Below are 24,736 nucleotides of genomic sequence, written 5' to 3' on the forward strand. Positions count from 1 at the left end.
CAGCTGCATTGCCTGGACCGAGCGGGCCACCTTGGTGGGCTCGAACATGTCCACGGGCGAGGGCTTGCCGGTGTCGATCTGGCAGAAATCGCAGCGCCGGGTGCATTCGGAGCCGCCGATCAGGAAGGTCGCTTCCTTGTCTTCCCAGCATTCGAAGATGTTCGGGCAGCCGGCCTCTTCACACACGGTGTGCAGGCCTTCCTTCTTGACGAGGTTCTTGAGCTGGACGAACTCCGGGCCCATCTGGACCTTGGCCTTGATCCATTCCGGCTTCCGTTCCACCGGTGTGGCCGCGTTTCGCTGCTCAATGCGCAGCATCTTCCGGCCTTCTGGTGCCAGTGTCACAGTAGAGCTCCTTCTGGGGTTGCAACTAGGGCTTGTTCATTCTCGCGCAGTTCTTCGATGATCCGCGACACGAGGTCTGCCGGGGTGACGTCCCTGCCAAGTTCCTGGGCGATCGTGGTGACCCCGGCGTCGCTGATGCCGCAGGCAATGATCTGGCCGTAGGGGGCGAGATCGTTGTTGCAGTTGATCGCGAAGCCGTGCATGGTGACGCCCTCGTTGACGCGGATGCCGATGGCTGCGATCTTGCGGTCCGGGCCCTTCTCGTCCTGCTCGATCCAGACGCCGGCGCGGCCCTTGATGCGTACGGCGTCGATGCCGTAGTCCGCCAGGACGGCAATGATCACGGCCTCGAGGCGCTCCACGTAGTCGCGGATGCCTGCCTTGTTCTTGAGCTTGATGATGGGGTAGCCCACGAGCTGTCCGGGGCCGTGCCACGTAAGCTTGCCGCCGCGGTCAACCGCGACCACGGGAGTCCCGTCAAAGGGCCGTTCGTGGTCTTCGGTGCGCTTGCCGGCGGTGTAGACCGCGGAGTGTTCGAGCAGCAGTACGGTGCTGGGCGCAGTGCCCGCGAGGACTTTTTCATGCAATTCGCGCTGGATGTCCCAGCCGCGCGTGTAATCGATGAAGTCCGGGGCGAGACCCAGCTGTTTGAACTCAAGAGTCATGGCATCAAGCTTAGACCCCGCCGCACCCAGCGCCCGTTTGTGTGCTTAAGCTCTCATGCCTGTGGATAACTTCTGCACGATTCCGCGCAATCGGCTATTCCTTGGGTATGGAAGATCTCCCTGCCGCGGGCTGCGCGGCCCCCGAGGTTCCCGGTTACGACGTCGGACGCCTGCTGGGGCGCGGGGGCACAGCGGCAGTGTGGCTGGTCACCGAACGGTCAACGGGCCGGGAATTCGCCCTCAAGTGCTTCGACTCCGGGGCAGAGGCAGCGGAGGATGCCGGCGGAACCGCGGACCGGGAAGCCGAAGAGGCCATGCGCCGGGAGGTTCGGATCCTCTCGGCGCTGGACCACGACCACCTGCTCCGGGCCCACATCGTGCTGCGTCTTCACGGGCCGCGGTCCGGGCCGGACGAAAAGGAAGCCCTGGGCCTGGTGCTGGACTATGCGCCCGGGGGATCAGTCGCTGACCTGATCGCGGGCCGTGGACGGCTTGGTGCGGGGGAGACCGTGACGGTCCTGACACCCATTGCCCAGGCCCTTCAATACCTGCATTCGCAGGGCTTCACCCACGGCGACGTCTCGCCGGGCAACGTGTTGTTCACGGCGCACGGGAAACCGTTGCTGGCCGATGTGGGCGTGGCCCGGATGGTGGCCGACGCCGCGGCAGCCCGCGCCGCCGGGACCGAGGGCTTTTCCGATCCGGCGCCGGTGGACGCCTTCAGGGCGGGCCTCCAGCCGGAGCGCGACGTCTATTCTTTGGCGGCCCTGGGCTGGTATTGCCTCACGGGCCTGGCGCCGGTCCCCGGCCCGGGGCGTCCGCCGCTGCCGCTCCTGGTGCCCGACGTACCGCCGGCGCTGGCCGCCGCGCTGGAGGCTGCACTCGACGAGGACCGGCGGAAAAGGCCTTCGGCCGCCGAATTGGCCGCCGCAGTCTATCGCAGCACGGCGGCAGAGCCGGTGGACCTGTCCGTGTCCGTGCACCCGACGGTCATTCCACAGTTGCTCACCCGCCGGGCTGTGCAGCCCGGCTCGCGGAGGCGCAGCCCCGGGACTCTTCGGCACCGGCCGTCGGCCGCCGGACTTCACCGCGGATTCCGCGGTGGATTCCACCGCGGAGTCCGAAAGAGCCCCGCACGACGGGCCCTTTGGACCATCTTCACAGCCATGGCCCTGCTGGCTGGCTGTTGGCTGCTCGCGGGCGGCGGGCCGGCACCCGAGGCCGTCGCCGGGCTGTTTCCGGGGTTGGGTGCGGACCACAGTGCGGACCTCGGTACACCGGTGCCATCAGGACCTGCCGTTGCTGAGGGGACGTCAACGGAGCCTTCGGGCGGCCCGGCAGAGAAACCAACGCCTGCCAAGGCCGACGGCGGGGCCAACCCAATTCGCCCCGATCTTGAGGCCCTGCTGGCTTCAGCCGACCCGGCGGAGGCCGTCCGCGGTCTCGCCAGGCTGCGCTCGCTCGCGTTCAGCTCCGGGGACTTCAGCCTGCTCGACGCCGTCAACGCCCCGGAGTCTGCCGCCGCCGCTGCCGATGCGCAGATCAGAACGCAGCTCAGCGGATCCGGCCATGTGCTGGCCGGATTCTCGACGTCATTGACGCGGATCGAAACCACCGCGGACAGCAGCCCCGCCAGGGCCGTGGTGGCCATCACCACGGCGTCCTCTGGGTACCAGGAGCTCGATGGGAACGGCGCCTTAGTGGCTGAGGTTCCCGCCGCTTCCGGGCAGCAGCTTCATCTCGTTCTGGTGCCCGTCGATGGGCGCTGGCGGATCCAGGACGTTCTACCCCCGGGGCCTGAAGCAGGCTAGGGTTCCGCCGTCGGGGGCCCGGTGGTACCTCATGGTGGCGTCGTCCTTCGGTGGGTATGCCAGCGCAGTCCTGACCGGCCGTGACCCAACCTGGGCCAAGGTGTTCGCCGTCGCCCTGATCGTGGTCATGACCTTCCTGAACGCTGTCGGCTCCACGGCGGTGGCCAAAGTCCAGTCCCTGATCGTGAAGGTGGTGCTGGCCATCCTGTCCGTGTTCGCGATTGTGACGATCGCGAACTGGAACCCCGCGCTCCTCGACCCGGCCAGCTACCCCGGGGTTCGCGAAATCATCGCGAGCGTCGCGTTGACGTTCTTCGCCTTCCTCGGGTTCGGCGTCATCACCTTCACCGCGAAGGATCTGCCTGATCCGTCCCGTCAACTGCCCCGTGCCATGTACCTTGCGCTGGCGATCGCCACGACGGTGTACGTCGCGGTGTCCCTGGGCGTCTTCGGGACCCTGACCGCCGACCAGGTCGTCGCCTACGGCGCCACAGCGCTGGCCGAGGCTGCCAAGCCCACGCTGGGCCAGTTCGGATACGTGCTGATGGTGGTCACCGCCCTGCTCTCCACCGCCGGGGCGGTGAACGCCACCCTCTACCCCTCTGTCGGGATGACCCGGCACCTCGCCTCGGTGGGCCAGTTTCCGCCGGTGTTCGGCCGCTCCCTGGGCCGCAGGGAAGTGCCGGTCGGACTGCTGGTCATGGCCTGCCTCGCGGCGGTGATGGTGCTGCTGTTCAACCTGAACAGCATTGCCTCCCTCGGAAGTGCCGTGGCTTTGCTGATTTTCTCCGCGGTCACCCTGGCCCACTTCAAGGTGTACCGGGAGACCGGCGCCCTGCTTTTCATGCTCATCATCGCCCTGATCGCGACCCTGGGGACGTTCCTGGTGTTCTGCACCACCACGCTCGTCAATGAACCCGCCACCGCCGCAGCGCTGGTGGTCATCCTTGCCCTGGCCCTGATCACCGACCTGCTGTGGAAGCGCACCCGGAGCCGCGCAAATTAGCACCCCGGCGACCTGCCGTAAAGAGGAGATGGGGACTATTCCCGGCGAATTCCTAGGTCCATGCTGTAGGCACCGAGCACTTTGTGTGATAAGGGGGCAGTGGCATGTTCAAACCGTCAACTACTCGCCCCAGGCGGTTTAGCTCCGCCTGGCCCGTGGCACAGACCACGGGGCATATGAGGGTGTGGCCTACGTGAGTGAACAGGCATTGACCCGGCCGAAGGCGCCTCCGGCCGTGTGGATCTCCTGGGTGGCCCTGGCGCTAATGACCACCAGCTCGGTGGCAAGCCTCCGTGCGGCACCGACCATGGCCGTCTACGGCCTTGCTTCAGTCTTCCTCTACGTGGTTCCCGCGATCGTCTTCCTGCTGCCCACCTCCCTCGTGTCCGCCGAGTTGGCGTCCGGATGGAAGGGCGGCATCTACAACTGGGTATCGTCCGGAATCTCCAAGCCAATGGGCTTCCTGGCGGTGTGGTGCCAGTTCGCAATGACGATTTTCTACTATCCAACCCTGCTGGGATTCGTCGCGAGCACGCTCGCCTACGTCTTCAACCCGGCGCTGGCCAGCAGCGGCGTGTGGACGGCCTTGGTGATCGTGGTGTTCTACTGGGCCGGCGTGTATGTCTCATCCCGCGGCACGAAGGGTGTGGCAGGCCTGGCCAGCGGTGGCCTGATCATCGGCACACTGATCCCTGGCGCCCTGCTCGTCATCCTGGGTGTCGTCTTCCTCGGCCAGGGCAATCCGTCCGCCGCTCCGATGACAGCGGCGAACTTCTTCCCCGAGTGGGCCGGGCTCGCCAGTCTGGTGCTGATCGTGAACAACTTCCTGTCCTACAGCGGCATGGAGATGAACGCGGTGCACGTGTCCTCCCTGAAGGACCCGCCCAAGGAGTATCCGAAGTCGATGTTCCTGGCCATGGGACTCGTCCTGCTCATCTTCATCCTGCCGGCGCTGGCGATCAGCTGGATCGTGCCTGCCGAGGAGCTCTCCCTCACAGCCGGTGTCATGCAGGCCTTCGACGCGGTGCTGGCGTCCTTCAACATGCAAGGCCTCACGCCGATCCTCGGCATCATGCTGGTCGCTGCCTCCCTCGGCGGCATGCTGACGTGGCTGGCCGGTCCGTCCAAAGGCCTGCTGTTGATCTCACGGGAGGAAGGCTACCTCCCGCCGTTCCTGCAAAAGCTGAACAAGAACGGCATCCAGCAGAACCTCCTGGTCACTCAGGGGCTCGTCACCACCGTGATCGCGCTCGGCTACGCGCTCATCCCGGATGTCTCCAGTGCCTACTGGATTTTCTCGGTGATCACCACGCAGGTCTACCTGATCATGTACCTGCTGATGTTCGTGGCCGCGGTCCGGCTCCGCCGCAACGACCCCGACCACCCGCGCGGCTACCGGGCGCCGATGTTGATCGGGCTGTGCGGCGTCGGATTCGCCGCTTCCCTGGCCGCGCTGCTTGTCGGGTTCGTCCCACCGTCGCAGTTCGGCAACGGCGATCCAGTGGTCTATTTCCTGATCGTCGGCGGCGGTGCATTAGGGCTCGGGCTGCTCGTTCCGTTCCTTTTCTACAGGTTCCGCAAGCCCTCGTGGAAGCTGCCGGACCAAGAAGCGCCGACGGAGGTGCCGAAGTCATGAGCACGCAGACGGAGTCCTCCACCAAGCGCAGCCGCTCGGTCGTTTACATCGTTGCCATGATCCTGCTCGTGGTGTTCGCCGTCGTCGCACTGCTGTCGTTCCGGTCGGCGAGGGAGACGCAACAATCCCTGGCGAAGGCCGACCAGCTGATAGCGACGATCGAAGGGGCCGGCGGGACGGCGCCCTCGCGCGAACAGATAGCCCGGGTGCTTGGCGACGACGGCGGCGCGGTCTGCGCGAACCCGAACGACGCCCTGAGCCGGGCCACCTACCTGAGCCAGTTGACGAACGGGGCAACGGGACCTGGAAACAGGCCGGTGATCGCGAACGCCCGCATCCTCATCGGCGAGGTCGCGATTATCAAGACCTACTGCCCGGACCAGTTGGCCGAGTTCCAGCAGTTCATCGACGACCTCAAGACGTACCACACGGGTGGTGCGTGAGCCGTGGACCTGCGCGCCCGCATCACCGATCTGATGCGCCCGGCACGGGAGGAGCTCGCCGAGTTCGTGGCCATCCGGTCGGTGGCAGATGCGCGGCAGTTCCCCGCCGAGGAGTGTGCCAAGGCTGCCCAGTGGGTGCTCGGCAAATTCGCCGGGCTCGGATTTTCCGATGCCCATCTCGAGCGCACGCCGGACGGCTCCGACGCGGTGGTCGGCTCGAGACCGGGACCTGATCCGGATGCGCCGACCGTGCTCCTCTACGCCCACTACGACGTGCAGCCACCCCTCGATGATTCGGCCTGGCGCACACCGCCCTTCGAACTCACTGAAGTGGACGGCCGCTGGTACGGCCGGGGCGCCGCCGACTGCAAGGGCAACATCCTTGCCCATCTGCTCGCGCTCAGGGCGCTCGGCGACGACGTGCCGGTGAACCTGATGCTGGTGGTCGAGGGGTCCGAGGAACAGGGTACGGGTGGGCTCGAGGCGTTCGTCGCGAGCCACCCGGACCTGTTCCGTGCCGACACCATCCTGGTCTGCGACACCGGCAACGCCGCCGTGGGACATCCCGCGGCGACGGTGACCCTGCGCGGAATGGTCAATGTGGTGGTGACAGTGGAGGCGATGGCGTCCGAACTCCACTCCGGCATGTTCGGCGGGGCCGCCCCCGACGCGCTCGCCGCTCTGATCGCCATGCTGGCGTCACTGCGCGACCAGCAAGGCAACACCACGATCACGGGATTGGACAACGCCCAGACCTGGACCGGCGCGCCCTATCCGCCCGAGCAGTTCCGCGTCGACGCCGGCGTGCTCGAGGGAGTCTCATTGTTGGGAGACGGCAGTGTGTCCGACATGCTCTGGGCGCGGCCAGCCATTACTGTGCTCGGCATCGACTGCCCGGCGGTAACCGGCTCGACGGCGGCGATCGTGCCGCGGGCGGCCGCGCGCCTGAACCTGCGGGTCCCGCCAGGCATGGCCGCCGCCGACGCCCGCACTGCGTTGGCCGACCATCTCAAGGCGGCCGCACCCTGGGGTGTCCACGTCACCGTTGACCTTGAGGCCATCGGGTCCCCCTTCCAAGCAGCGGTCGGCGGCGCGGCATTTGAGGCCATGGGTGCCGCGATGTCCGAGGCCTACGGACGGCCGATGGCAACCCTGGGGCAAGGGGGATCGATTCCCCTTTGTAACGTGTTCGCCGACACCTACCCGGACGCGGAGATCATCCTGCTGGGCGTCGAAGAACCGCTCGCACTCATCCATGCACCGAACGAGAGCGTCGATCCAAACGAGATCAGGGCCTTGGCGGAGTCCCTGGCGCTGTTCCTCCAGCGCTACGCCACGCTACGCGGTTAGCCGCGTCCTGCCACCCACGCCGCGGCGTCGCGAAGTGACGGGTGCTGCCAGGCGAAGCTGTTGTCCGCCAGGACGGCCGGCTCCAGCCGCTGGCTCGCGAGCAGCAGTTCTTCGGCGAGCTGGCCCATCACCAGCCGCAGCACCGGGGCGGGTACGCGCAGCACCGCGGGCCGGTGCAGCGCTCCAGCCAGCTGCGCGATCAGGGAGTTCACGTCTGCGGTTTCGGGGGCGGAGACGTTGACCGGCCCGGCCACGGGCGCCGAGAGAAGGAAGGAAAAGGCACCGGTCACATCCGGCAAGGTGATCCATGGCCAGTACTGCCGGCCGTTGCCGAGCGGGCCGCCGACGCCCAGGCGCAGCAGCGGCAACAAACGGCCAAGCGCGCCCCCGGAGCGGCTCAGGACGACGCCGGTGCGGGGCGTGACCACGCGGACCCCGGAAGGCGCCTCATGCGCCGCGGCCTCCCAGTCGACGCAGATCCGGGCGAGCGTGCCGTCCCCGGCGGGCGCGTTCTCACGAAGCACCACCGCGCCGGCGTTGCCGTAGTAACCGGAGGCCGACTGGCTCAGGAACACCGCAGGCGGCGTCTCCTGCCGGGTCATCGCCGACGTCAGGGTCCGGGTCGCCCCCAGCCGGGAGCTGCGGAGTTCGTTGACACGTGCCCGGGTCCAGGGCCGGTCGCCGATTCCGGCGCCGGAGAGGTTGACCACCGCGTCCGCGCCCTTCAGCGCGGTGTCGTCGATCCGGCCGGCCGCCGGGTCCCACTGGAACTCGGCCGCTGACACGGGGGCACGCCTGACCAGGGCCACGACGTCGTGCCCTTCGCTGCGCAGTGCGCTCGAAAGGGCGGTTCCGATCAGCCCGGAGGCCCCGGCAATAAGGATTCGCATGATCCATCTCACCATGCCCGGCACGGCCGCGAAACTCCCGGGCCGCAAGGGCCGTTGTCGCTATGATCAAACGATGACCCCCTCGAGTTACTTTCGTTTCCCGCATGTCCACGGCGATCTGGTCACCTTTGTGGCCGAGGACGACGTGTGGATTGCACCCGTGGGCGGGGGCCGTGCCTGGCGCGTATCCTCCCTGCAGTTGCCGGCCCGCAACCCCCGTTTCACCCCCGACGGCAAGCGCCTGGTCTGGACCGTCGTCCAGGGGACGGCCCCGGAAGTCGTCACGGCAAACGTCGACGGCGGCGGCTACCGCCAGCTGAGCTACTTCGGCCACAGCTCCACCCGGGTCAAGGGCTTCACGCCCGACGGCGACGTCCTGGTCACCAGCGCGTTCCGCCAGTCAGACAGCCGTCACACCCACGCCTACAGCCTCCCCGTCACCGGCGGCTGGGCGAAGGAACTCCCGTTTGGCCCGGTTGAATCGGTGGCCTTCGGCCCCGTCGTCGGGGACGAACGCCCCGTGGTGCTCGCGAGCGTCTTGTCGCGTGAGCCCGCCTGGTGGAAGCGGTACCGCGGCGGCGCCGCCGGCAAGCTGTGGATCGACGCCGACGGAAACGGCGAATTCTTCCGGCTCGCCCCCGCGCTGGACGGAAACCTCACTGACCCCCTGTGGGTCAAGGGACGGATCGCGTTCCTGTCCGACCACGAAGGCTACGGAAACCTCTATTCCGTACTGCCGAACGGCAGCGACCTGCGGCGCCACACGGACCACGAGGACTTCTACGTCCGCCACGCCGCCACCGACGGGGAACGCGTCGTCTTCGAATCGGCCGGCGAGCTCTGGCTGCTGCCCAGCCTCGACGCGGAGGCCGTCAAACTCGACATTTCGCTCGGGTCCGCCTCGCAAGCGCGCCGCCCCGCCGCGCTGAAGCCCTCACGACACCTCGGTGACGTCGTCCCGGACCGCACCGGCGCGTCCAGCGCCGTTGAATCCCACGGAACCGTCCACTGGCTGCGGCACAAGGACGGCCCCTCCCGCGTCCTCGAAGCCACCCCGGGTGTCCGTGCACGGCTGCCCCGGCCGTTCGGCGAGGGCCGGATCGCCTATGTCGCCGACCACGACGGCGTCGAGGCCCTGTACCTAAAAGCCATTGCGGCGCCCCTGGCGGGCGCGTCTGTGGCGGCCACCAAGGCACCGCAGCCCGCCGTCCAGGCCAGCCTGCACTCCACAGCGGCGTCCGAAGACGCCGGCATGCCGCTGCCGAAGCCGGTGTCCGCAGCAGCATTGACCGGCTCCGGATTGACTGCCGCCGCGGTGGGCAGTTCCGTGTCCAGTCCGGTGACGGCAGTCCGGGCCGTGGCCGCTACTGACGCATCCGGCTCCGGCCCCCAGACTGGCCCGGCCAATGCGGGCACCGCCGTGCAGGCGCCTGCGTCCAGCGACGTCACCCGGATCGATTTCCCCAAGCCCAGCCGGGCCAGCGCCATCGAAGCCAGCCCCGACGGCCGCTGGCTCGCCGTCGGCACGTCCTTCGGTGACATCTACCTTGCGGACACAATCGCGGGCACGATATCCCAGCTGAGCAGCATCGGCGAGGGCAGCATCGAAGGATTCACCTGGTCCGCGGACTCCGCGTGGCTCGGCTGGTCCGAGCCGGTTACGTCCTTCGGGTCCCGCAGCCGGCTCCGGATCACCAGGATCGACGGCGGCGCGGGCGCGGCAATCATTGATGTCACCGACGGCCGGTTCCGCGACGAATCACCGTCGTTCACCCCGGATGGCAAATACCTCGCCTTCCTTTCCAACCGCAGTTTCGATCCGGTCTACGACGGCCACTCCTTCGATTTGTCCTTCCCTAGCCCGATCAAGCCTTACCTCGTCGCCCTCGCCGCAGATACCCCATCGCCGTTCGGCCCAAGCGTCGACCTCCAAGACGCCGACGCCAGCGCCGGCGCCGGCGCCGCAGGCGCAGTCTCAGGCGCGGCAGGAGCCGACGGTGCTGCACCCGGGGGGCAGTCCGCCGCCAAGCCCGTGCCTTCCGTGCGGGTCGACGCCGACGGCCTGGCCCACCGCGTCATCGCCGTCCCGGTGCCGCAAGGCAACTACTCCTCACTCGCCGCCGCTGCCGGGGCCCTGCTCTGGCTTGACAGCGAACTCGCCGGCACCACCGGCGAAGGCCGGGCCAGCCTCGAGGACAAGGGCGCCGCGCCAAGCCTGGTCCGCTACGACCTGGCCAAGCGCCGCACGTCCACGATCGTTGAGGCAGTGGACAGCTACCGGCTCTCCGGCGACGGGGAAAAGATCGTGTTCATCCAGGACAAGCAGATCCGGGTTGCGCCCGCCGGCGCCAAGGCCGACGAGGACTCCGGCCAGCTCATCAAGGTGGACCTTGGCCGCATCCGGGTGCAGTTGGACCCGCTCAGTGTGTGGGGCCAGGCCTTTGACGAGGCATGGCGGCTCCAGCGCGACTTCTTCTGGACCGAGGACATGGCCGGCCAGGACTGGGAGTCCATTCACGCCCGCTATCGTCCGGTGGTGGAACGCCTCGGCTCCCATGATGACCTTGTGGACCTGCTGTGGGAGCTTCACGGCGAGCTGGGCACCTCCCACGCCTACGTCCGCCCGGTGGCCGTCACCGAGAACGGCAGCAGCCCGCAGGGGCGCCTCGGCGCGGATCTGGAGTTCACCGGTGAGGGCTGGGAAATCACCCGCATCCTCGCGGGAGAGTCCTCCGACCCGCTGGCCACCTCGCCGCTGACCCGGCCCGGCGCCGACGCCAAGCCCGGCGACGTCCTGTTGGCGATCGACGGCGTCGAACTTACCCAAACGCGGACCCCCGCAGTGCAGCTCGTCGGTGCGGCCGGCCGCCCCGTGGAACTCACCCTGCGCAACGGCGCCGGCCACGGCGCGGCCGCAGGAACCCAGCGCCGCGTCGCGGTGGTCCCGGTCAAGGACGAGGAGCGCCTGCGCTATCAGGAATGGGTCGCCGGCAACCGGCGGACCGTCCGGGAAGCCTCGAACGCGACGTTCGGCTACCTGCACATCCCGGACATGATGGCCAACGGCTGGGCCCAGCTGCACCGCGACCTCGACACCGAAACGGCCCTGGACGGACTCATTGTCGATGTCCGGCGCAACCGCGGTGGCCACACATCCCAGCTCGTGGCCGAGCTCATCGGGCGCAAGGTCACCGGCTGGAGCATGCCGCGCGGGGAAAAGCCGCGGACATACCCGCACCACGCTCCCCGCGGACCGGTCGTCATCCTCACGGACGAGTTCGCCGGCTCCGACGGCGACATCATCACGCAGGTCTCCAAGCTGCGGGGGATCGGTCCCGTCATCGGCACCCGCACCTGGGGCGGCGTCGTCGGGATCGACAACCGCTTCGCGCTGGCCGACGGCACCGGCGTCACCCAGCCGCGCTACGCCACCTGGTTCGCCGGTGGCGTTGGCTGGGGCGTAGAGAACTTCGGCGTCACCCCGGACATCGAGGTGACCTTCCCGCCGCACGCCTACGCCGCCGGCACCGACCCGCAGCTGGAGTACGGAATCGGGGCGCTGAAGGAAATGATCCAGGAACTGCCCACGGACCGTCCGCCGCTGCGCGAGGGCTACCGCAGGGTCCGGCCGGCACCGCTGCCTGCGCGGCAGCAGGCCGGCCAGGCCTAGGCGGCCCGCCCGACGGCGAGGAACCCCGTGCTGAAGGCCCCCGCCTTCCTGGAGATTCCAGGAGGACGGGGGCCTTTGCTGTACGGCGGGCCATTGCTTAGTGCGGGCCTTTTACTGCGGGCCTCAAATTGCGCCCGGAGCTAGCCGGAACTAGGAGGCCAGCGTGGCGTCCAGGGTGATCTCGATGCCGGTCAGGGCGGCGGAGACGGGGCAGCCGGTCTTGGCTTCCTCGGCCAGCCGCTGGAAGTCGTCAGCTGAAATGCCGGGGACCCGCGCGGAGACGGTGAGGTGGCTGCCGGTGATTCCGGTGCCGGGCTGGAACGTCACGTCAGCCTTCGTGTTGATCTCCTCGGCCGTGTGGCCGGCCTGGGCCAGGGCGTTGCTGAACGCCATCGAGAAGCAGGCGGAGTGTGCTGCCGCGATGAGCTCCTCGGGGCTGGTCTTGCCTTCGGCGGCCTCGGCGCGCGCCTTCCAGGTGACGTCGAAGTTGCCCAGCCCGGAGCTGTCCAGGGTGGTGTTGCCGGCGCCTGTCATCAGGTCGCCATTCCATACAGTGTGTGCGGTGCGTGTTGTTGCCATGTCCACTCCTCGACGTCGTTGTGAATCAGGGACCGGCGAGATGCCGGAGCCTGCCGTGATCAATCCTAGGGATTCCGAGCGGCCGCCGCACGGGGGTTCCGCTGTCAGAGGATTGTGACCCCGGACGGTGTCGTCCGTACAGTGGCGTCATGGAAATTACGGAAGATGCGCAGGCGCCAGCCCCGCCGTCGGCACGCATCGCCACGATCATGGTCAACGCCGTCGACGCCGAGCGTCTGGCCCAGTTCTGGGCCGCGCTGCTGGGCACGGCGGTCTCGTCCCGCTTCGAACAGTTCGTCTGGCTCCAGCCGGCCGGCCCCGGGGCCCCGCAGTTGGCCTTCCAGCAGGTCGAGGAGCCCACGGAAGGGAGGCGACGCCTGCACCTGGACATCCACGGGACCGACCCTGCGGCGTTGCGCGCTCACGCAGAGTCCCTCGGTGCCGGGTTCGTGGAGGGCAATGACATTGGCGACTTCCACTGGGATGTCATGCAGGATCCCGAGGGCAACGAATTCTGCATCGCCGGCGACTGACAAGCCGCTTAACGGCAGCGGCGCTTCAAGGACAGAGGCGCATTAACGTCGGCGGCGCATTAACGACGGCGGCGCCGCCCCCCCGGTCGGGGTGCGGCGCCGCCGCTGTTCGTCAGAACAACTACTGCCAGAGGGTCGCGATCGCAACGTTGAGCAGTGCCAGGCCGCCAACACTGTTCGCGAGGCCCTTGCTGATCGGCTCGCCCTTCTTGTACTTGCGGCGGCCGATGAAGGCCAGGACGCCGACGATCAGGGCGATGACGAGCTTGATGCCGAGCTTGACGTAGTTGGCGTTCATGTCCAGGGCCGGGATCAGTCCCATCATGATGATGCCCGTGATCAGCTGCAGCATCGCGCCGTCGAACTGGCGGGGGTGGACGGTGGGCTTCTTCATCTGGCCGATCCAGATGCCGACGATCATGGCGGCGCCGATGATGTGCAGGAAGACCATGACGTTATAGACGATGTTCATGGCATCAGTGTAGCCAGAGTCTTCTACGCACCGTAGTAGGACCCGCCGGGCCGTCCCGGGACGGAACAGCAAACGGCGACGGCGGCACGGGCACTCGGGTGGTTTCCCACCGGCGCCCGCACCGCCGTCGCCGTCGGTGTGCTTTTAGACCCTAGAGCCCAAGGTCGGCTTCGAAGGCGCCTTCCTCAAGGCGTGCCTTCAGCGTCTGCAGGAAGCGTCCCGCGTCGGCGCCGTCCACCAGGCGGTGGTCGTACGTCAGGGAGAGGTACATCATCGAACGGATGGCCAGCGAGTCATCGCCGTTCTCGTCGGCGACCACTACGGCCCGCTTGACGATCGCACCGGTGCCAAGGATGGCAACCTGCGGCTGGTTGATGATCGGGGTGTCGAACAGTGCGCCCACGGAACCGATGTTGGTGATGCTGAAGGTTCCGCCGGAGAGCTCGTCCGGGCCGATCTTGCCGTTGCGGGTGCGGTCGGCGACGTCGGCGATCTTGCCGGCCAGGCCGGCCAGGTTCAGGCTGCCGGCGTCCGAGATGACCGGAACCAGCAGGCCCTTGTCGGTGTCCACCGCAATCGCCAGGTGCTCGGCGTTGTGGTAGGTGATCTCCTGCTTGTCCTCGTCGTAGGACGCGTTGACCTTCGGGTGCTGCTTCAGGGCCTCGGCAACGGCCTTGGCGATGAAGGGCAGGAAGGTCAGCTTGGAGCCGTTCTGGGCCTGGAAGGAGTTCTTGGCCTTGGCGCGCAGCTTGGCCACCTTGGTCATGTCGACCTCGTGGACCTGCGTCAGCTGGGTGGAGATGTCCAGCGACTCGCGCATGCGGCGGGCGATGACCTGGCGGATCCGCGGGGCCTTCTGCACGGTGCCGCGCAGCGAGGACGCGGAAGCTGAGGCTGACGCAGCTGCCGGCGCGGATGCCGGCGCCGCGGCGGGAGCGGCTGCGGCCGGCGCGGCCTTTGCCTCGGCAGCTGCCAGTACGTCCTGCTTGCGGATGCGGCCGCCGACGCCCGTGCCGGTGAGGGCAGCAATGTCGACACCCTGCTGGTTGGCGAGCTTGCGGACCAGGGGAGTGACGTAGCCGGACTCTGCCGGTGCGGCAGCTTCCGTCTTCGCTTCAGCGGCGGGGGCTGCCGGAGCAGCGGGGGCTTCCTGCTTGGGGGCTTCCGGGGCGGGGGCCGCGGGAGCTGCTGCCGGCGCGGGGGCTGCCGGAGCTTCCTGCTTGGGGGCTTCCGGGGCCGGTGCCTCGGCGGGCGCCGGTGCGGCGGGTGCTGCGGCGCCGGAGCCGATGACGGCCAGGACGGAGCCGACCTCGGCGGTCTCGTCCTCGTTGACGCGGATTTCCAGGAGGGTGCCGGCAACCGGGGACGGGATTTCGGTGTCAACCTTGTCGGTGGAAACCTCGAGCAGCGGCTCGTCGACCTCTACGGTATCGCCGACGCTCTTCAGCCAGCGGGTAACAGTGCCTTCGGTGACGCTTTCACCCAGGGCCGGCAGCGTGACGTCGTGTCCTTCACCCGCGGGAGCAGAAACCGGAGCTGCAGCCGGTGCCTCTGCGGCGGGGGCTGCGGGAGCCTCAGCCGCGGGGGCCTCTTCGGCGGGTGCGGCGGCCGGAGCCTCTGCGGCGGCCGGGGCGGCGTCGCCCGAGCCGATGCGGACCAGCGGGGCGCCAACTTCAGCGGTCTCGTCTTCGGCGACGAGGATTTCCTCGATCACGCCGGCGATCGGAGAGGGGATCTCGGTGTCTACTTTGTCGGTGGAGACTTCGAGCAGCGGCTCGTCCACCTCTACCCGGTCACCGACCTGCTTGAGCCAGCGGGTGACGGTTCCTTCGGTGACGCTCTCACCGAGGGCGGGCAAGTTAACGGATTCAGACATGTCGTCCCCGTTCTCCTTATTGATCTTTAGTGCGGATGATTGCTGCCTTGTTCGAGCTTAGTGCACCCGGCATTTCCGGCCGGGTGCACCAAGCTCTGTTGTCTTGCGGAGATGCTTAGCCGTGGAGGGGCTTGCCCGCCAGCGCCAGGTGCGCCTCGCCCAGGGATTCGTTCTGGGTGGGGTGGGCGTGGACCAGCTGGGCCACGTCCTCCGGGTAGGCTTCCCAGTTCACGATCAGCTGGGCTTCACCGATCTGCTCGCCCATGCGGGCGCCGATCATGTGGACGCCCACCACGGGGCCGTCCTTCTGGCGGACCAGCTTGACCAGGCCGCTGGTGCCCAGAATGGAGCTCTTGCCGTTGCCGGCCAGGTTGTATTCCTGGGTCTGGATCTGGTCCTCGCCGAACTTCTCCTTGGCGGCCTTCTCGCTGTAGCCGACGGTGGCGATTTCGGGTTCGGAGTAGGTGACCTTGGGGATGTTGACGTCCTCGACGATGACCGGCTTCAGGCCGGCGATCTCTTCGGCGACGAAGATGCCCTGCTGGTAGCCGCGGTGCGCGAGCTGCACGCCGGGGACGATGTCGCCGACGGCGAAGATGTTGCCGACGCCGGTGTGGAGGCGCTCGTTGGTGATGACGAAGCCGCGGTCGATGGTGATTCCGGCCTCTTCGTAGCCGAGGTTCGCCGTGACAGGGCCGCGGCCCACAGCTACGAGCAGGAGGTCGGCTTCGAAGGTCTTGCCGTCTACGAGGGTGACCTTGACGCCGTCGTCGTTCTGCTCGACCCCCTGGAAGAAGACACCGGTGGAGAACTTGATGCCGCGCTTCTTGAAGGCGCGCTCAAAAGCCTTGACGATCGTGGCGTCCTCATTCGGAACCAGCGACGGGAGGCCCTCGACGATCGTGACGTCGACGCCGAAGGACTTCCAGACAGAAGCGAACTCGACGCCGATCACGCCGCCGCCCAGGATGATCGCGCTCTTGGGGATGTAATCCATGGTGAGGGCTTCGTCGGAAGTGATGACCTTGCCGCCGATTTCCAGGCCCGGCAGCGTGCGGGAGTAGGAGCCGGTCGCGAGGACAATGTTCTTGCCCTTGTACGCGGTGCCGTTCACGACGACGGTGTCGGTGCCCTGAAGCTTGCCTTCACCCTCAATGACGGTGATGCCCTTCTTGCCCTTGATCAGACCCTGCAGGCCCTTGAACTTGCCGGCAATGATGCCGTCTTTGTACGCATTGACAGCGGTGATGTCGATGCTGTCAAGAGTCACGTTGACGCCGTACTTGGCCGAGTCGCGGGCGTGGTCGGCCAGCTCTGCCGAGTGCAGCAGGGCCTTGGTGGGGATACAGCCGTTGTGGAGGCACGTACCGCCGAGCTTGCCCTTTTCGATGAGGCCGACGGTGAGGCCGAGCTGGACAGCACGCAGCGCGGTGGCGTAGCCGCCGCTGCCGCCGCCGAGTACCAGGATGTCGAATTCTTGCGCAGTTGCCTGATCGGCCACTAAAACGCTCCCTCGCGTGAACGATGACACGAGAGTACGCATCATCTGGTCTTGGAACCTGCCTGCTGTGATTGTGCCAGCTGGCAGGTTCCCTTTCATTTGTGACTACTACATTGGGGTCTGCTTCTGGGAAACAAGGTTTACCTTAGCGAACCACTAATACATGCTCCACCTTGCCATGGCGTTTGTGGAGCGCTTGTGTCCAGTGTCACGCGGCTTTGTGGCCGGGGAAGCACCGCCGCCCCGGCCACAAAGCCGCAATGCCGACTAGACGGCCTTGGCGAGGATGTCCTCGACGTAGGCCACCAGGGTCCGGACGGTGCAGCCCGTGCCCTGCTTGTGGTTGTAGCCGTAGGGGCTGCCGCTGTTGAACGACGGGCCGGCGATGTCGATGTGTGCCCACGGGATCTGTTCGCCGTCCTTGCCCTTGCCCACGAATTCGCGCAGGAAGACGGCCGCGGTCATCATGCCGCCGTGGCGTTCGCCGATGTTGGCGATGTCCGCGACCTGCGAGTCCAGGCTGGCCCGGAGCTCTTCCGGCAACGGCATGGGCCAGACGAGCTCGCCCGCCCGGTCGGCGGCGGTCTTGATGGCGCCGGTGAGTGAGTCGGCGCCCATCACGCCGGCGGTGCGGTCGCCCAGGGCGATCAGCTGGGCGCCGGTGAGCGTTGCGACGTCGATGATGGCGTCCGGGAATTCCTGGCTGGCGGCGACGATGCCGTCGGCCATGACCAGGCGGCCCTCGGCGTCGGTGTTGAGAACCTCGACGGTCTTGCCGCCGAACATCGTCAGGACGTCGGCCGGGCGCTGGGCAGCGCCGGAGGGCATGTTTTCGGCGATGCAGAGCCACGCGGTCGCCTTGACGGGCAGCCCGAGGCCCGCCAGGGCCAGGACCGTGTTGAGGACGACGGCGGCGCCCGCCATGTCGGACTTCATGTCACCCATGCCCAGGGCCGGCTTGATGGAGATGCCGCCCGTGTCAAAGGTGATGCCCTTGCCCACGAGGGCGATCTTGGCCGTGGCCTTCGCCGGGGCGTACTCGACCTTTACCAGGCGCGGCTGCCGGGTGGAGCCCTTGCCGACCCCGAGGATGCCGCCGAAGCCCTCCTTCTCAAGGCGCTTCTCGTCCCAGACCGTCACCTTGACCGGCAGGCCCTTGGCCAGTTCCTTGGCGGCGTCGGCGAAGGACTCGGGGTAGAGGTGGCTCGGCGGCTGGTTCACCAGGGTGCGGGTCGCGTTCACGGCCGTGCCGATCAGGGACGCCCGGTGCAGGACCGGCTGGAGCGCCTTGTCGGTAGCGAAGTCGGTGCGGATGACGACGTTCTTCACCGGATCCTTGAGCCCGTCCTTGGAGGTCCGGAACTCGGTGTAGGAATACGCGCCCATCGCGGCGCCCTCGGCGACCGCCGCGACCTCGGCCAGGGTCGTCGTCGGAAGTGCCAGGGTGACGGTGGTGACGCCGGCCAGCTGGCGGACGGCCGAGCCGGCGGCGCGGCGCAGCGCCTCCTCGGAGACCGGCTGCTTCGCGGACAGTTTGCCGACGCCGGCAAGGAGCAGAACGGTGGCCCCGGCCTCGGGCAGGCCGGGCAGCCGGTGAGCCTGGTCCGCCGCGCCGGTGATGCCAAGAACGCTCAGTGATTCCGCCAGGGCCTCCGCGGCCTTGGCCGTCAGCGGATTGTCGAGCAAAACGGGGCCGTCGGGACCCTGTCCGACGCCGATGACGAGGGCATCGCTGGGGGACTTCTTCAAATCCCCTGCGACTGCACTAAGTTTGACTTCACTATTCTTGACCACGAGGACAGTCCTCAATTCTCTGTGATGGTTCTCGGTGATATTCGGCAGGAACTGCATGTTTGGCGCCCTGCCACGGATCCCAGGGGCGCCGTCGGTCTGGGGCGCAACCCGGTGTCTGCAAAACAAGCCCTAGGGCCATGTCCGATCGTAGTCTCTCGGCAGTGCGGAAATTCAATCGAATGAGAGCTGGAGCACACCCCAGGCAGGAATTAGCCCGGGCCCTGGGGCGTTGTATTGATAGCGGCGCTGCCGTGCGGTGAGTGCCTCATGGGACTGGCCGACAGGATCTGCCTGACTGGCGGGTTCTGCCTGGCACCGTCCGGACGACGGACCGCACCCCGCTTCTCCCACCGCCGCCATCGTGAAAGGAACACGCCGTGATTGAACGGATTTCCGGCTCTTTGCTGGATCCCCAGTCGCTCTACATCCGTGATGACGCGCTGTTCTCCAGCACCGAACTGCGCGGACTCAACCTCGTCATGGGGTTCACCGGCTTCGCCGACGCCGGCCACGTGGTCCGGCAGATCACCGCTGAACTGCTGGACACGCTCGACGCCCAGATGATCGCCGAGTTCGACGCCGACCAGCTGATCGATTACCGGTCCCGGCGCCCGCAGATCAGCTTTGTCGAGGACCACCTGCAGGACTACCAGGCGCCGAGCCTGGCGCTCTACCGGCTGGTCGACGGGCTGGGCAGCCCGTTCCTGCTCCTTGCCGGGTTCGAGCCGGACCTGCAATGGGAACGCTTCGCGCGCGCCGTCGTCGGCCTCGTCGAAGAGCTCGACGTTAACCTCGTCACCTGGATCCATTCGATCCCGATGCCGGTGCCCCACACCCGGCCGGTCGGTGTGACCGTGCACGGCAACCGGCCGGAGCTGATCGAGGGGATCTCGGTATGGAAGCCCACAGTGGAGGTCCCGGCTGCGGTGGGACACATCCTGGAGCTGCGGCTGACAGAAGCCGGCCGGAACATCGCCGGTTATGTGATCCATGTGCCGCACTACCTGGCCGAAGCCGAGTACCCCACGGCCGCCGTGGCCGGGCTGGAGTACCTGGGCGCGGCCACGTCCCTCATGCTGCCGACCGACCGTCTGCGCGAGGCGGGACGCGAGGTGGGCCGGCAGATCGCCGAGCAGATCGAGGCGTCCGAGGAGGTCCAGCAGGTGGTCTCGCGGCTGGAGACCCGGTACGACGAAAAGGCGGAGGGGACGGTCCGGAGGTCGCTGCTGGCCGATGAGAACGACCAAATCCCCAACGCCGATGCCCTTGGTGCTGCCGTCGAGGCGTATCTGGCCCGTAAAGAACCCGGCGAATAAATACTATTTATCATGAACCGGGCATAATGGGGGAGTGACCTCTCCCCGCGCCTGGCTGATCTGGATCATCGGGATCTTTGCCTATCTCGTGGCGGTCAGCCAGCGCACCTCTTTCGGGGTGGTCGGCCTGGAAGCAACGGAACGCTTCCACGCCAGCGCGGCCGAGATCTCCTTTTTCACCGTGCTCCAGCTGCTGGTCTATGCCGCGCTGCAGATTCCCGTAGGCATCCTCGTGGACCGCTTCGGCTCCCGCGCCATGCTGGCCGGCGGCGGTGTCCTGATGGGGCTCGGCCAGCTTCAGCTGGCGTTTGCCGACAACATCCCCGGCGGAGTTCTGGGACGCGTCCTGGTGGGCGCCGGTGACGCCATGACGTTTATCTCCGTGATCCGGCTTATCCCGCTCTGGTTCGCGCCGGGGCGTGTGCCGCTGCTGACCCAGCTGACCGGCATGTCCGGGCAGCTGGGCCAGCTCTTCAGCGTGGTGCCGTTCGCGATGATCCTGCACTCTGCGGGGTGGACTCCTGCTTTCCTGACACTCGCCGCGATGTCGGGCCTCGCCGTCGTGCTGGTCCTGCTCCTGCTTCAGGACCTACCGCCGGGGCACCCCGCTCCGACGCCATCCCAGGGGCTGCGCGCTACCGGGATTTCGCTGGCGCACGCCTGGCGGCAACCGGGGACGCGGCTGGGGCTGTGGAGCCACTTCACTGTCCAGTTCAGCGGCACGGTTTTTGCCATGACGTGGGGTTACCCCTTCCTGATTTCCGCCCAGGGGCTGGACCGCGGTACCGTCTCGGCCCTCATGGCGCTGTACGTGGCCGGTGCCATTGCCGCCGGACCGCTGATGGGAAGATTCGTTGCCCGCCATCCGCTCCGGCGCTCCACCATGGTGCTCCTGATTTCCGGTTGCACCGCCGCCGCCTGGGCAGCGGTTCTGCTTCTGCCGGGGCGCGCACCGCTCTGGCTCCTGGCTGCCCTCGTGGTGACCCTGGCCGTCGGCGGTCCCGGCTCCATGATTGGCTTCGACTTCGCCCGGACTTTCAATCCGGCCCACCGGCTGGGCACCGCCACCGGCATTGTCAACGTGGGCGGCTTCATTGCTGCGCTGGTGTCCATCTACCTGATTGGGCTGGTGCTCGACCTCCTGAACGCCAGCGGGTTCTCCCAAGGGAAGCTCTACGGCCTGGATCCGTTCCGCGTGGCCCTCAGCGTGCAGTTCCTGCTGCTTGCCGGGGGAGCGGGCGCCATCATCGCGACCCGGCGGAAGGTCCGGCGCCAGATGGCGGCCCAAGGGGTCATGGTTCCGCCGCTGCTCAAGACCATCGCCGAGCAGCGCAGGCTGGTCGCGGAGCGCCGCCGCACGCCCTGATCCGTTGTTGGGCCCTGGCTGCTGGCCGGCGCGGCCCGCACGTTTCCGCACCGGGTTGTCCACATAGCTGTTTATCCACCACGCGTTTATCCACATAGCGCTGTCTGGTACTGCCGCGAGGACGCGGCCGCCGCGAAGCTGGGCTTATGACAGCTCCCGATCACTTGAGAATCACCGGCCCCGAAGACATCCTGGGCTTCATCCCGCATTCCCTCGGCTACTGGCCGGAAAACAGCCTCGTGGCCATGACCCTGCAAGGCAAACGGCTCGGAGCCACCTTGCGGGTCGACCTCCCCGAGCCCGGAGGCGGCACCGGCCGCGGGGCCGGTGGGGGCCGGAGCGGCGGGGGAGGCGGTGGCTCCGCGGCTGGCGGGCGCGGGAGCGCCGTCCCCAAACGACGCTCCGGCTCGGGCCGGAGGGATATGTTGGCAGAATTCGCACGAAATGTCGTGGCCTACCTGCAGGCGGATGACGCAGCTGATGGTTCGCTGCTGGCCTTTTTCACTGACACCGATGCGAACACTCCCGGCAAAAGCAGTGCGTGGGCGGGCCTGCTCAAGGAACTCGAGCTAGCCCTCGAGGCAGCCGGCCTGCCTTTGCGGGACGCCTGGATTATCGGTGCTGAGTTCTGGCGCAACGCGTACTGCGATGATCCGGAGGGCTGCGGGACGCCCGGCCGGCCGGTCGAGCAGATCAAGAACAGCCGGCTCAACGCCGAGATGGTTTACCGCGGCAGCAGCGTCGGCGCCGTCCCCGGCGCGCAAGGGACTCACCCGGCGCCGCTGCCTGTGGACCCCGCGGTGCGCGCGGCCGAGTGCGGCTGGGCGGAACAATTCTCCCCGCGACGGCGGGACCGGACACAATTTGACCAGGTGCTCGATGTTTGGACGATGGCCATGCAGGCTGGCACTGTCCGCGAGAATCCCCCCGGCCCGGCGCAGAGCGCCCTGGCCCCCGGGGCCGCCATCCCCGACGCCGGGCCGCCCGACGCCGGGAATCACCCCGCCGGGAATCTTGATCCCACTAACTTCGATCCCAGGACCGCGGCTCAGCCACTTCAGCTCTCACCCGAACTGGCGGGCTACCTGCGGGCCAGCCTGTGCATTCCGTCATGGCGGGACGCCGTGCTCGTCATGGCGGCGGCCGGACGGTCCGCAGCCGAATGCGGCGCTGAGGACTTCGGCATGTTCGACGCGGAGGCCGGGTCCGACGCCTTCCCCCGATCCACGTTCGGCTCACGGCTCGGACCGACGCCTAGTCCTCTGTCAGGGCCCATGTCGGACCGCATGCCCGATCGCACTTCCGACCCCGCCTCCCGTTCCATGTCCGTTCCGGGGTCGCCGCTGCCGGAGGCGTCTGCCACCGGCGGGCCCGCTACTGGCACGGTTCCGGTTGCCGAAGCGGTCCCCGGTTACGGGGAAGTCCTGCTCGGACTGGCGCCATCAGTCCCGGATTGGACCCTGATGGTCGGGCTCGAGCGCGTCCTGGAGCGGCTCGGCGGTTTGGGTGACGGGGAGTCAACTGCAGCTGCCGTGACGGCACGGGGCTGGATCGAATGGTGCCGTGGCCGCGGCTCCTACGCCGACGCCTTGTACCGGCAGGCCCTGCAGGAGCACCCGGGATACAGGCTCGCGGAACTGCTGGCGGAGCTTGGCCGGCGCGGCGCCCTGTGCGGCTGGGCGGCCAGGCGCGAGGCCGCCTGGCAGAAGTTTGCGCCTGACGCGGCATGAGCAACTGACGCGGCCGGGAAGCCGCCGCAATATTGTGGACCCGGTGTCCCGAAGGCACTCAGCGTGAAAACCGTGAGACAATGGTTGCCGAGACCCGGTTGGGTCCGTGTATCAAGTGCCCTAAATGTTCCTTGGAAACAGGGAACATTTAGGCCATCCCAGCAGTTCTACTAAGTGGCTCTGCTGGTCGTGGTTTGCACCTGGTGTTGAACACGGACTTGACAGGGTCATAGTGGTGTTGCCCGTATGGTGATTCCGCAGACCGCAGCTAGAAAGGTTTTCAGTGACCCCGTCTTCCGCGAAGAAGGAACCCGCCGACCAGGCCGAATTGTCCCCTGAGGAGAAGAAGGCGGCGACCAACGCCAAGCGCGCCGCCACCCGTGCAGCCAACAAGGCTGTCAAGGACGCCGCTTCCGCAGAGGGTGGCGACACCGTTACCGGGGTCGCCAAGCCTGAGCCCAAGAAGCGCGGGCCCAAGCCCGGCGCTAAAGCCGCGGCAGAAGCCGCCGGCAACTCAGCCAGTGCGTCCGACGACGACGTCGACGCCGAAGAGGATCTCGACGACATCACGCCCGACGCCGCCGAGCTCGGCGAAGAAGTAGAAGGCGAAGAAGTCGCCGGCAAGGCCGCGGCCGCCACCGGCTCCGGCTTCGTGTACTCCGACGCCGACGACGATGACGCCCCCGTGCAGCAGGTCATGTCGGCCGGCGCCACCGCCGACCCCGTCAAGGACTACCTGAAGCAGATCGGCAAGGTCGCCCTGCTGAACGCCGAGCAGGAAGTGGACCTGGCCCTGCGGATCGAGGCCGGACTCTTCGCCGAGGAGAAGATCGCCGCCGACGACGGCACCATGGATCCGAAGCTCAAGCGTGAGCTTGAGTTCGTCATCCACGACGGCAAGCGTGCCAAGAACCACCTGCTTGAGGCCAACCTCCGGCTCGTCGTCTCCCTGGCCAAGCGTTACACCGGCCGCGGCATGCTGTTCCTGGACCTGATCCAGGAAGGCAACCTGGGCCTGATCCGTGCGGTCGAGAAGTTCGACTACACCAAGGGCTTCAAGTTCTCCACGTACGCCACCTGGTGGATCCGCCAGGCCATCACCCGCGCCATGGCCGACCAGGCCCGCACCATCCGCATCCCGGTGCACATGGTGGAAGTCATCAACAAGCTGGCCCGCGTACAGCGGCAGATGCTGCAGGACCTCGGCCGCGAACCCACACCGGAGGAGCTGGCCCTCGAGCTGGACATGACTCCGGAAAAGGTCGTGGAGGTCCAGAAGTACGGCCGCGAGCCCATCTCGCTGCACACCCCCCTGGGCGAGGACGGCGACTCCGAGTTCGGCGACCTCATCGAGGATTCCGAAGCCGTGGTTCCCGCGGATGCCGTGAGCTTTACCCTGCTGCAGGAACAGCTGCACTCGGTGCTGGACACGTTGTCCGAGCGTGAAGCCGGTGTGGTCGCGATGCGCTTCGGCCTCACCGACGGTCAGCCGAAGACTTTAGACGAAATCGGCAAGGTCTACGGCGTGACGCGCGAGCGCATCCGCCAGATCGAATCCAAGACCATGTCCAAGCTGCGGCACCCGTCGCGCTCACAGGTCCTGCGCGACTACCTGGACTAAGCGCCCACTGGCCACAGGCCAGGCGAAGTTCACACCAACGCGGGGTCACATCCCGCCCGTCCTCATCGGAGGAACGGGCCGGACGTGGCCCCGCGTTGCTGTTGATGCAGCCAAGTAGGTCGCTGTTGATGC

The 24,736-nt window shown here is 67.5% G+C and carries 18 protein-coding genes and 1 pseudogene; 11 read left to right on the top strand and 8 right to left on the bottom strand.

From position 1 onward, the window contains the following. Positions 1-345 (bottom strand): annotated as a pseudogene (locus AC1D2F_RS21450) (lipoyl synthase); the annotation flags it as partial. Further along, positions 342-1,010: a lipoyl(octanoyl) transferase LipB gene (gene lipB / locus AC1D2F_RS21455; protein ID WP_476967665.1), complete on the bottom strand. Its 669-nt coding sequence runs from the start codon at positions 1,008-1,010 to the stop codon at positions 342-344. The pseudogene AC1D2F_RS21450 and the gene lipB, both read right to left, overlap by 4 nt. A 107-nt stretch (positions 1,011-1,117) precedes the next feature. Here lipB and AC1D2F_RS21460 point away from each other — a divergent pair, with 107 nt between their 5' ends. From AC1D2F_RS21460 to AC1D2F_RS21480, 5 genes are all read left to right on the top strand, one after another. After that, positions 1,118-2,821: a serine/threonine-protein kinase gene (locus tag AC1D2F_RS21460; protein ID WP_476967666.1), complete on the top strand. Its 1,704-nt coding sequence runs from the start codon at positions 1,118-1,120 to the stop codon at positions 2,819-2,821. Further along, entirely contained in the window at positions 2,769-3,827 is a 1,059-nt protein-coding gene (locus AC1D2F_RS21465; protein WP_476967667.1) for an APC family permease, read from the top strand. Before AC1D2F_RS21460 ends, AC1D2F_RS21465 begins: the two co-directional genes overlap by 53 nt. 193 nt (positions 3,828-4,020) lie before the next feature. Next, positions 4,021-5,463 (top strand): glutamate/gamma-aminobutyrate antiporter GadC, encoded by a 1,443-nt coding sequence (gene gadC / locus AC1D2F_RS21470; RefSeq protein ID WP_229995719.1) that lies wholly within the window; start codon positions 4,021-4,023, stop codon positions 5,461-5,463. Next, positions 5,460-5,906, top strand: coding sequence for a hypothetical protein (locus AC1D2F_RS21475; RefSeq protein ID WP_229995718.1), 447 nt, complete (start codon positions 5,460-5,462; stop codon positions 5,904-5,906). Before gadC ends, AC1D2F_RS21475 begins: the two co-directional genes overlap by 4 nt. A 3-nt stretch (positions 5,907-5,909) precedes the next feature. Next, positions 5,910-7,256, top strand: coding sequence for a dipeptidase (locus AC1D2F_RS21480; RefSeq protein WP_290369408.1), 1,347 nt, complete (start codon positions 5,910-5,912; stop codon positions 7,254-7,256). On the opposite strand, the gene AC1D2F_RS21485 is transcribed toward AC1D2F_RS21480, so the two are convergent. After that, positions 7,253-8,146, bottom strand: coding sequence for a TIGR01777 family oxidoreductase (locus AC1D2F_RS21485; RefSeq protein WP_229995716.1), 894 nt, complete (start codon positions 8,144-8,146; stop codon positions 7,253-7,255). The two genes, AC1D2F_RS21480 and AC1D2F_RS21485, sit on opposite strands and share 4 nt — an antisense overlap. Before the next feature lie 73 nt (positions 8,147-8,219). Between AC1D2F_RS21485 and AC1D2F_RS21490 the strand changes: the two genes are divergently transcribed. After that, positions 8,220-11,816, top strand: coding sequence for a S41 family peptidase (locus AC1D2F_RS21490; RefSeq protein ID WP_476967668.1), 3,597 nt, complete (start codon positions 8,220-8,222; stop codon positions 11,814-11,816). A gap of 150 nt (positions 11,817-11,966) precedes the next feature. Here the strand turns inward: AC1D2F_RS21490 and AC1D2F_RS21495 are convergent, their stop codons facing one another. Next, positions 11,967-12,395, bottom strand: coding sequence for an OsmC family protein (locus AC1D2F_RS21495; RefSeq protein ID WP_229995714.1), 429 nt, complete (start codon positions 12,393-12,395; stop codon positions 11,967-11,969). 149 nt (positions 12,396-12,544) lie between these two features. On the opposite strand from AC1D2F_RS21495, the gene AC1D2F_RS21500 reads away from it, so the two are divergent. Next, positions 12,545-12,928, top strand: a complete 384-nt coding sequence (locus AC1D2F_RS21500) for a VOC family protein (protein ID WP_229995713.1) — start codon at positions 12,545-12,547, stop codon at positions 12,926-12,928. Between the two features lie 121 nt (positions 12,929-13,049). On the opposite strand, the gene AC1D2F_RS21505 is transcribed toward AC1D2F_RS21500, so the two are convergent. The 4 genes from AC1D2F_RS21505 to AC1D2F_RS21520 all read right to left on the bottom strand — a co-directional run bounded on the left by AC1D2F_RS21505 (position 13,050) and on the right by AC1D2F_RS21520 (position 18,571). Continuing rightward, entirely contained in the window at positions 13,050-13,400 is a 351-nt protein-coding gene (locus tag AC1D2F_RS21505) for a hypothetical protein (RefSeq protein WP_229995712.1), read from the bottom strand. 151 nt (positions 13,401-13,551) lie between these two features. Next, the gene (sucB, locus tag AC1D2F_RS21510; protein ID WP_364744441.1) at positions 13,552-15,276 is read right to left on the bottom strand and encodes a 2-oxoglutarate dehydrogenase, E2 component, dihydrolipoamide succinyltransferase; all 1,725 of its coding nucleotides are present in this window, start codon (positions 15,274-15,276) and stop codon (positions 13,552-13,554) included. A gap of 115 nt (positions 15,277-15,391) precedes the next feature. Next, positions 15,392-16,777, bottom strand: a complete 1,386-nt coding sequence (lpdA, locus tag AC1D2F_RS21515) for a dihydrolipoyl dehydrogenase (protein WP_018772391.1) — start codon at positions 16,775-16,777, stop codon at positions 15,392-15,394. 267 nt (positions 16,778-17,044) lie between these two features. After that, positions 17,045-18,571 carry a leucyl aminopeptidase gene (locus AC1D2F_RS21520; protein WP_229996051.1) on the bottom strand — a complete coding sequence of 509 codons (1,527 nt, stop codon included), beginning with the start codon at positions 18,569-18,571 and terminating at the stop codon, positions 17,045-17,047. Between the two features lie 377 nt (positions 18,572-18,948). Here AC1D2F_RS21520 and AC1D2F_RS21525 point away from each other — a divergent pair, with 377 nt between their 5' ends. From AC1D2F_RS21525 to AC1D2F_RS21540, 4 genes are all read left to right on the top strand, one after another. Then, complete coding sequence (locus tag AC1D2F_RS21525; protein ID WP_229996050.1) at positions 18,949-19,887, top strand: proteasome assembly chaperone family protein; 939 nt, start codon at positions 18,949-18,951, stop codon at positions 19,885-19,887. 34 nt (positions 19,888-19,921) lie between these two features. Beyond that, positions 19,922-21,253: an MFS transporter gene (locus AC1D2F_RS21530; RefSeq protein ID WP_229996049.1), complete on the top strand. Its 1,332-nt coding sequence runs from the start codon at positions 19,922-19,924 to the stop codon at positions 21,251-21,253. A 146-nt stretch (positions 21,254-21,399) separates the two neighbouring features. Continuing rightward, positions 21,400-22,983 carry a DUF4192 family protein gene (locus AC1D2F_RS21535; protein ID WP_476967669.1) on the top strand — a complete coding sequence of 528 codons (1,584 nt, stop codon included), beginning with the start codon at positions 21,400-21,402 and terminating at the stop codon, positions 22,981-22,983. Positions 22,984-23,266: 283 nt separating this feature from the next. Next, a complete protein-coding gene (locus AC1D2F_RS21540; RefSeq protein WP_229993244.1) occupies positions 23,267-24,604 on the top strand; it encodes an RNA polymerase sigma factor in 1,338 nt (445 codons plus the stop codon). The last annotated feature ends 132 nt before the right edge of the window (positions 24,605-24,736 follow it).

The organism is Arthrobacter sp. P1_B3 (assembly GCF_056406615.1).

Excerpts from the sequence above, each read along its gene's own strand:
- AC1D2F_RS21500 (WP_229995713.1), top strand. The coding sequence starts at position 12,545 with ATGGAAATTACGGAAGATGCGCAGGCGCCAGCCCCGCCGTCGGCACGC.
- AC1D2F_RS21505 (WP_229995712.1), bottom strand. The coding sequence starts at position 13,400 with ATGAACATCGTCTATAACGTCATGGTCTTCCTGCACATCATCGGCGCC.
- AC1D2F_RS21490 (WP_476967668.1), top strand. The coding sequence starts at position 8,220 with ATGACCCCCTCGAGTTACTTTCGTTTCCCGCATGTCCACGGCGATCTG.
- lipB (WP_476967665.1), bottom strand. The coding sequence starts at position 1,010 with ATGACTCTTGAGTTCAAACAGCTGGGTCTCGCCCCGGACTTCATCGAT.
- AC1D2F_RS21535 (WP_476967669.1), top strand. The coding sequence starts at position 21,400 with ATGACAGCTCCCGATCACTTGAGAATCACCGGCCCCGAAGACATCCTG.
- AC1D2F_RS21495 (WP_229995714.1), bottom strand. The coding sequence starts at position 12,395 with ATGGCAACAACACGCACCGCACACACTGTATGGAATGGCGACCTGATG.
- sucB (WP_364744441.1), bottom strand. The coding sequence starts at position 15,276 with ATGTCTGAATCCGTTAACTTGCCCGCCCTCGGTGAGAGCGTCACCGAA.
- AC1D2F_RS21465 (WP_476967667.1), top strand. The coding sequence starts at position 2,769 with ATGGGCGCTGGCGGATCCAGGACGTTCTACCCCCGGGGCCTGAAGCAG.
- AC1D2F_RS21475 (WP_229995718.1), top strand. The coding sequence starts at position 5,460 with ATGAGCACGCAGACGGAGTCCTCCACCAAGCGCAGCCGCTCGGTCGTT.
- AC1D2F_RS21460 (WP_476967666.1), top strand. The coding sequence starts at position 1,118 with ATGGAAGATCTCCCTGCCGCGGGCTGCGCGGCCCCCGAGGTTCCCGGT.
- AC1D2F_RS21485 (WP_229995716.1), bottom strand. The coding sequence starts at position 8,146 with ATGCGAATCCTTATTGCCGGGGCCTCCGGGCTGATCGGAACCGCCCTT.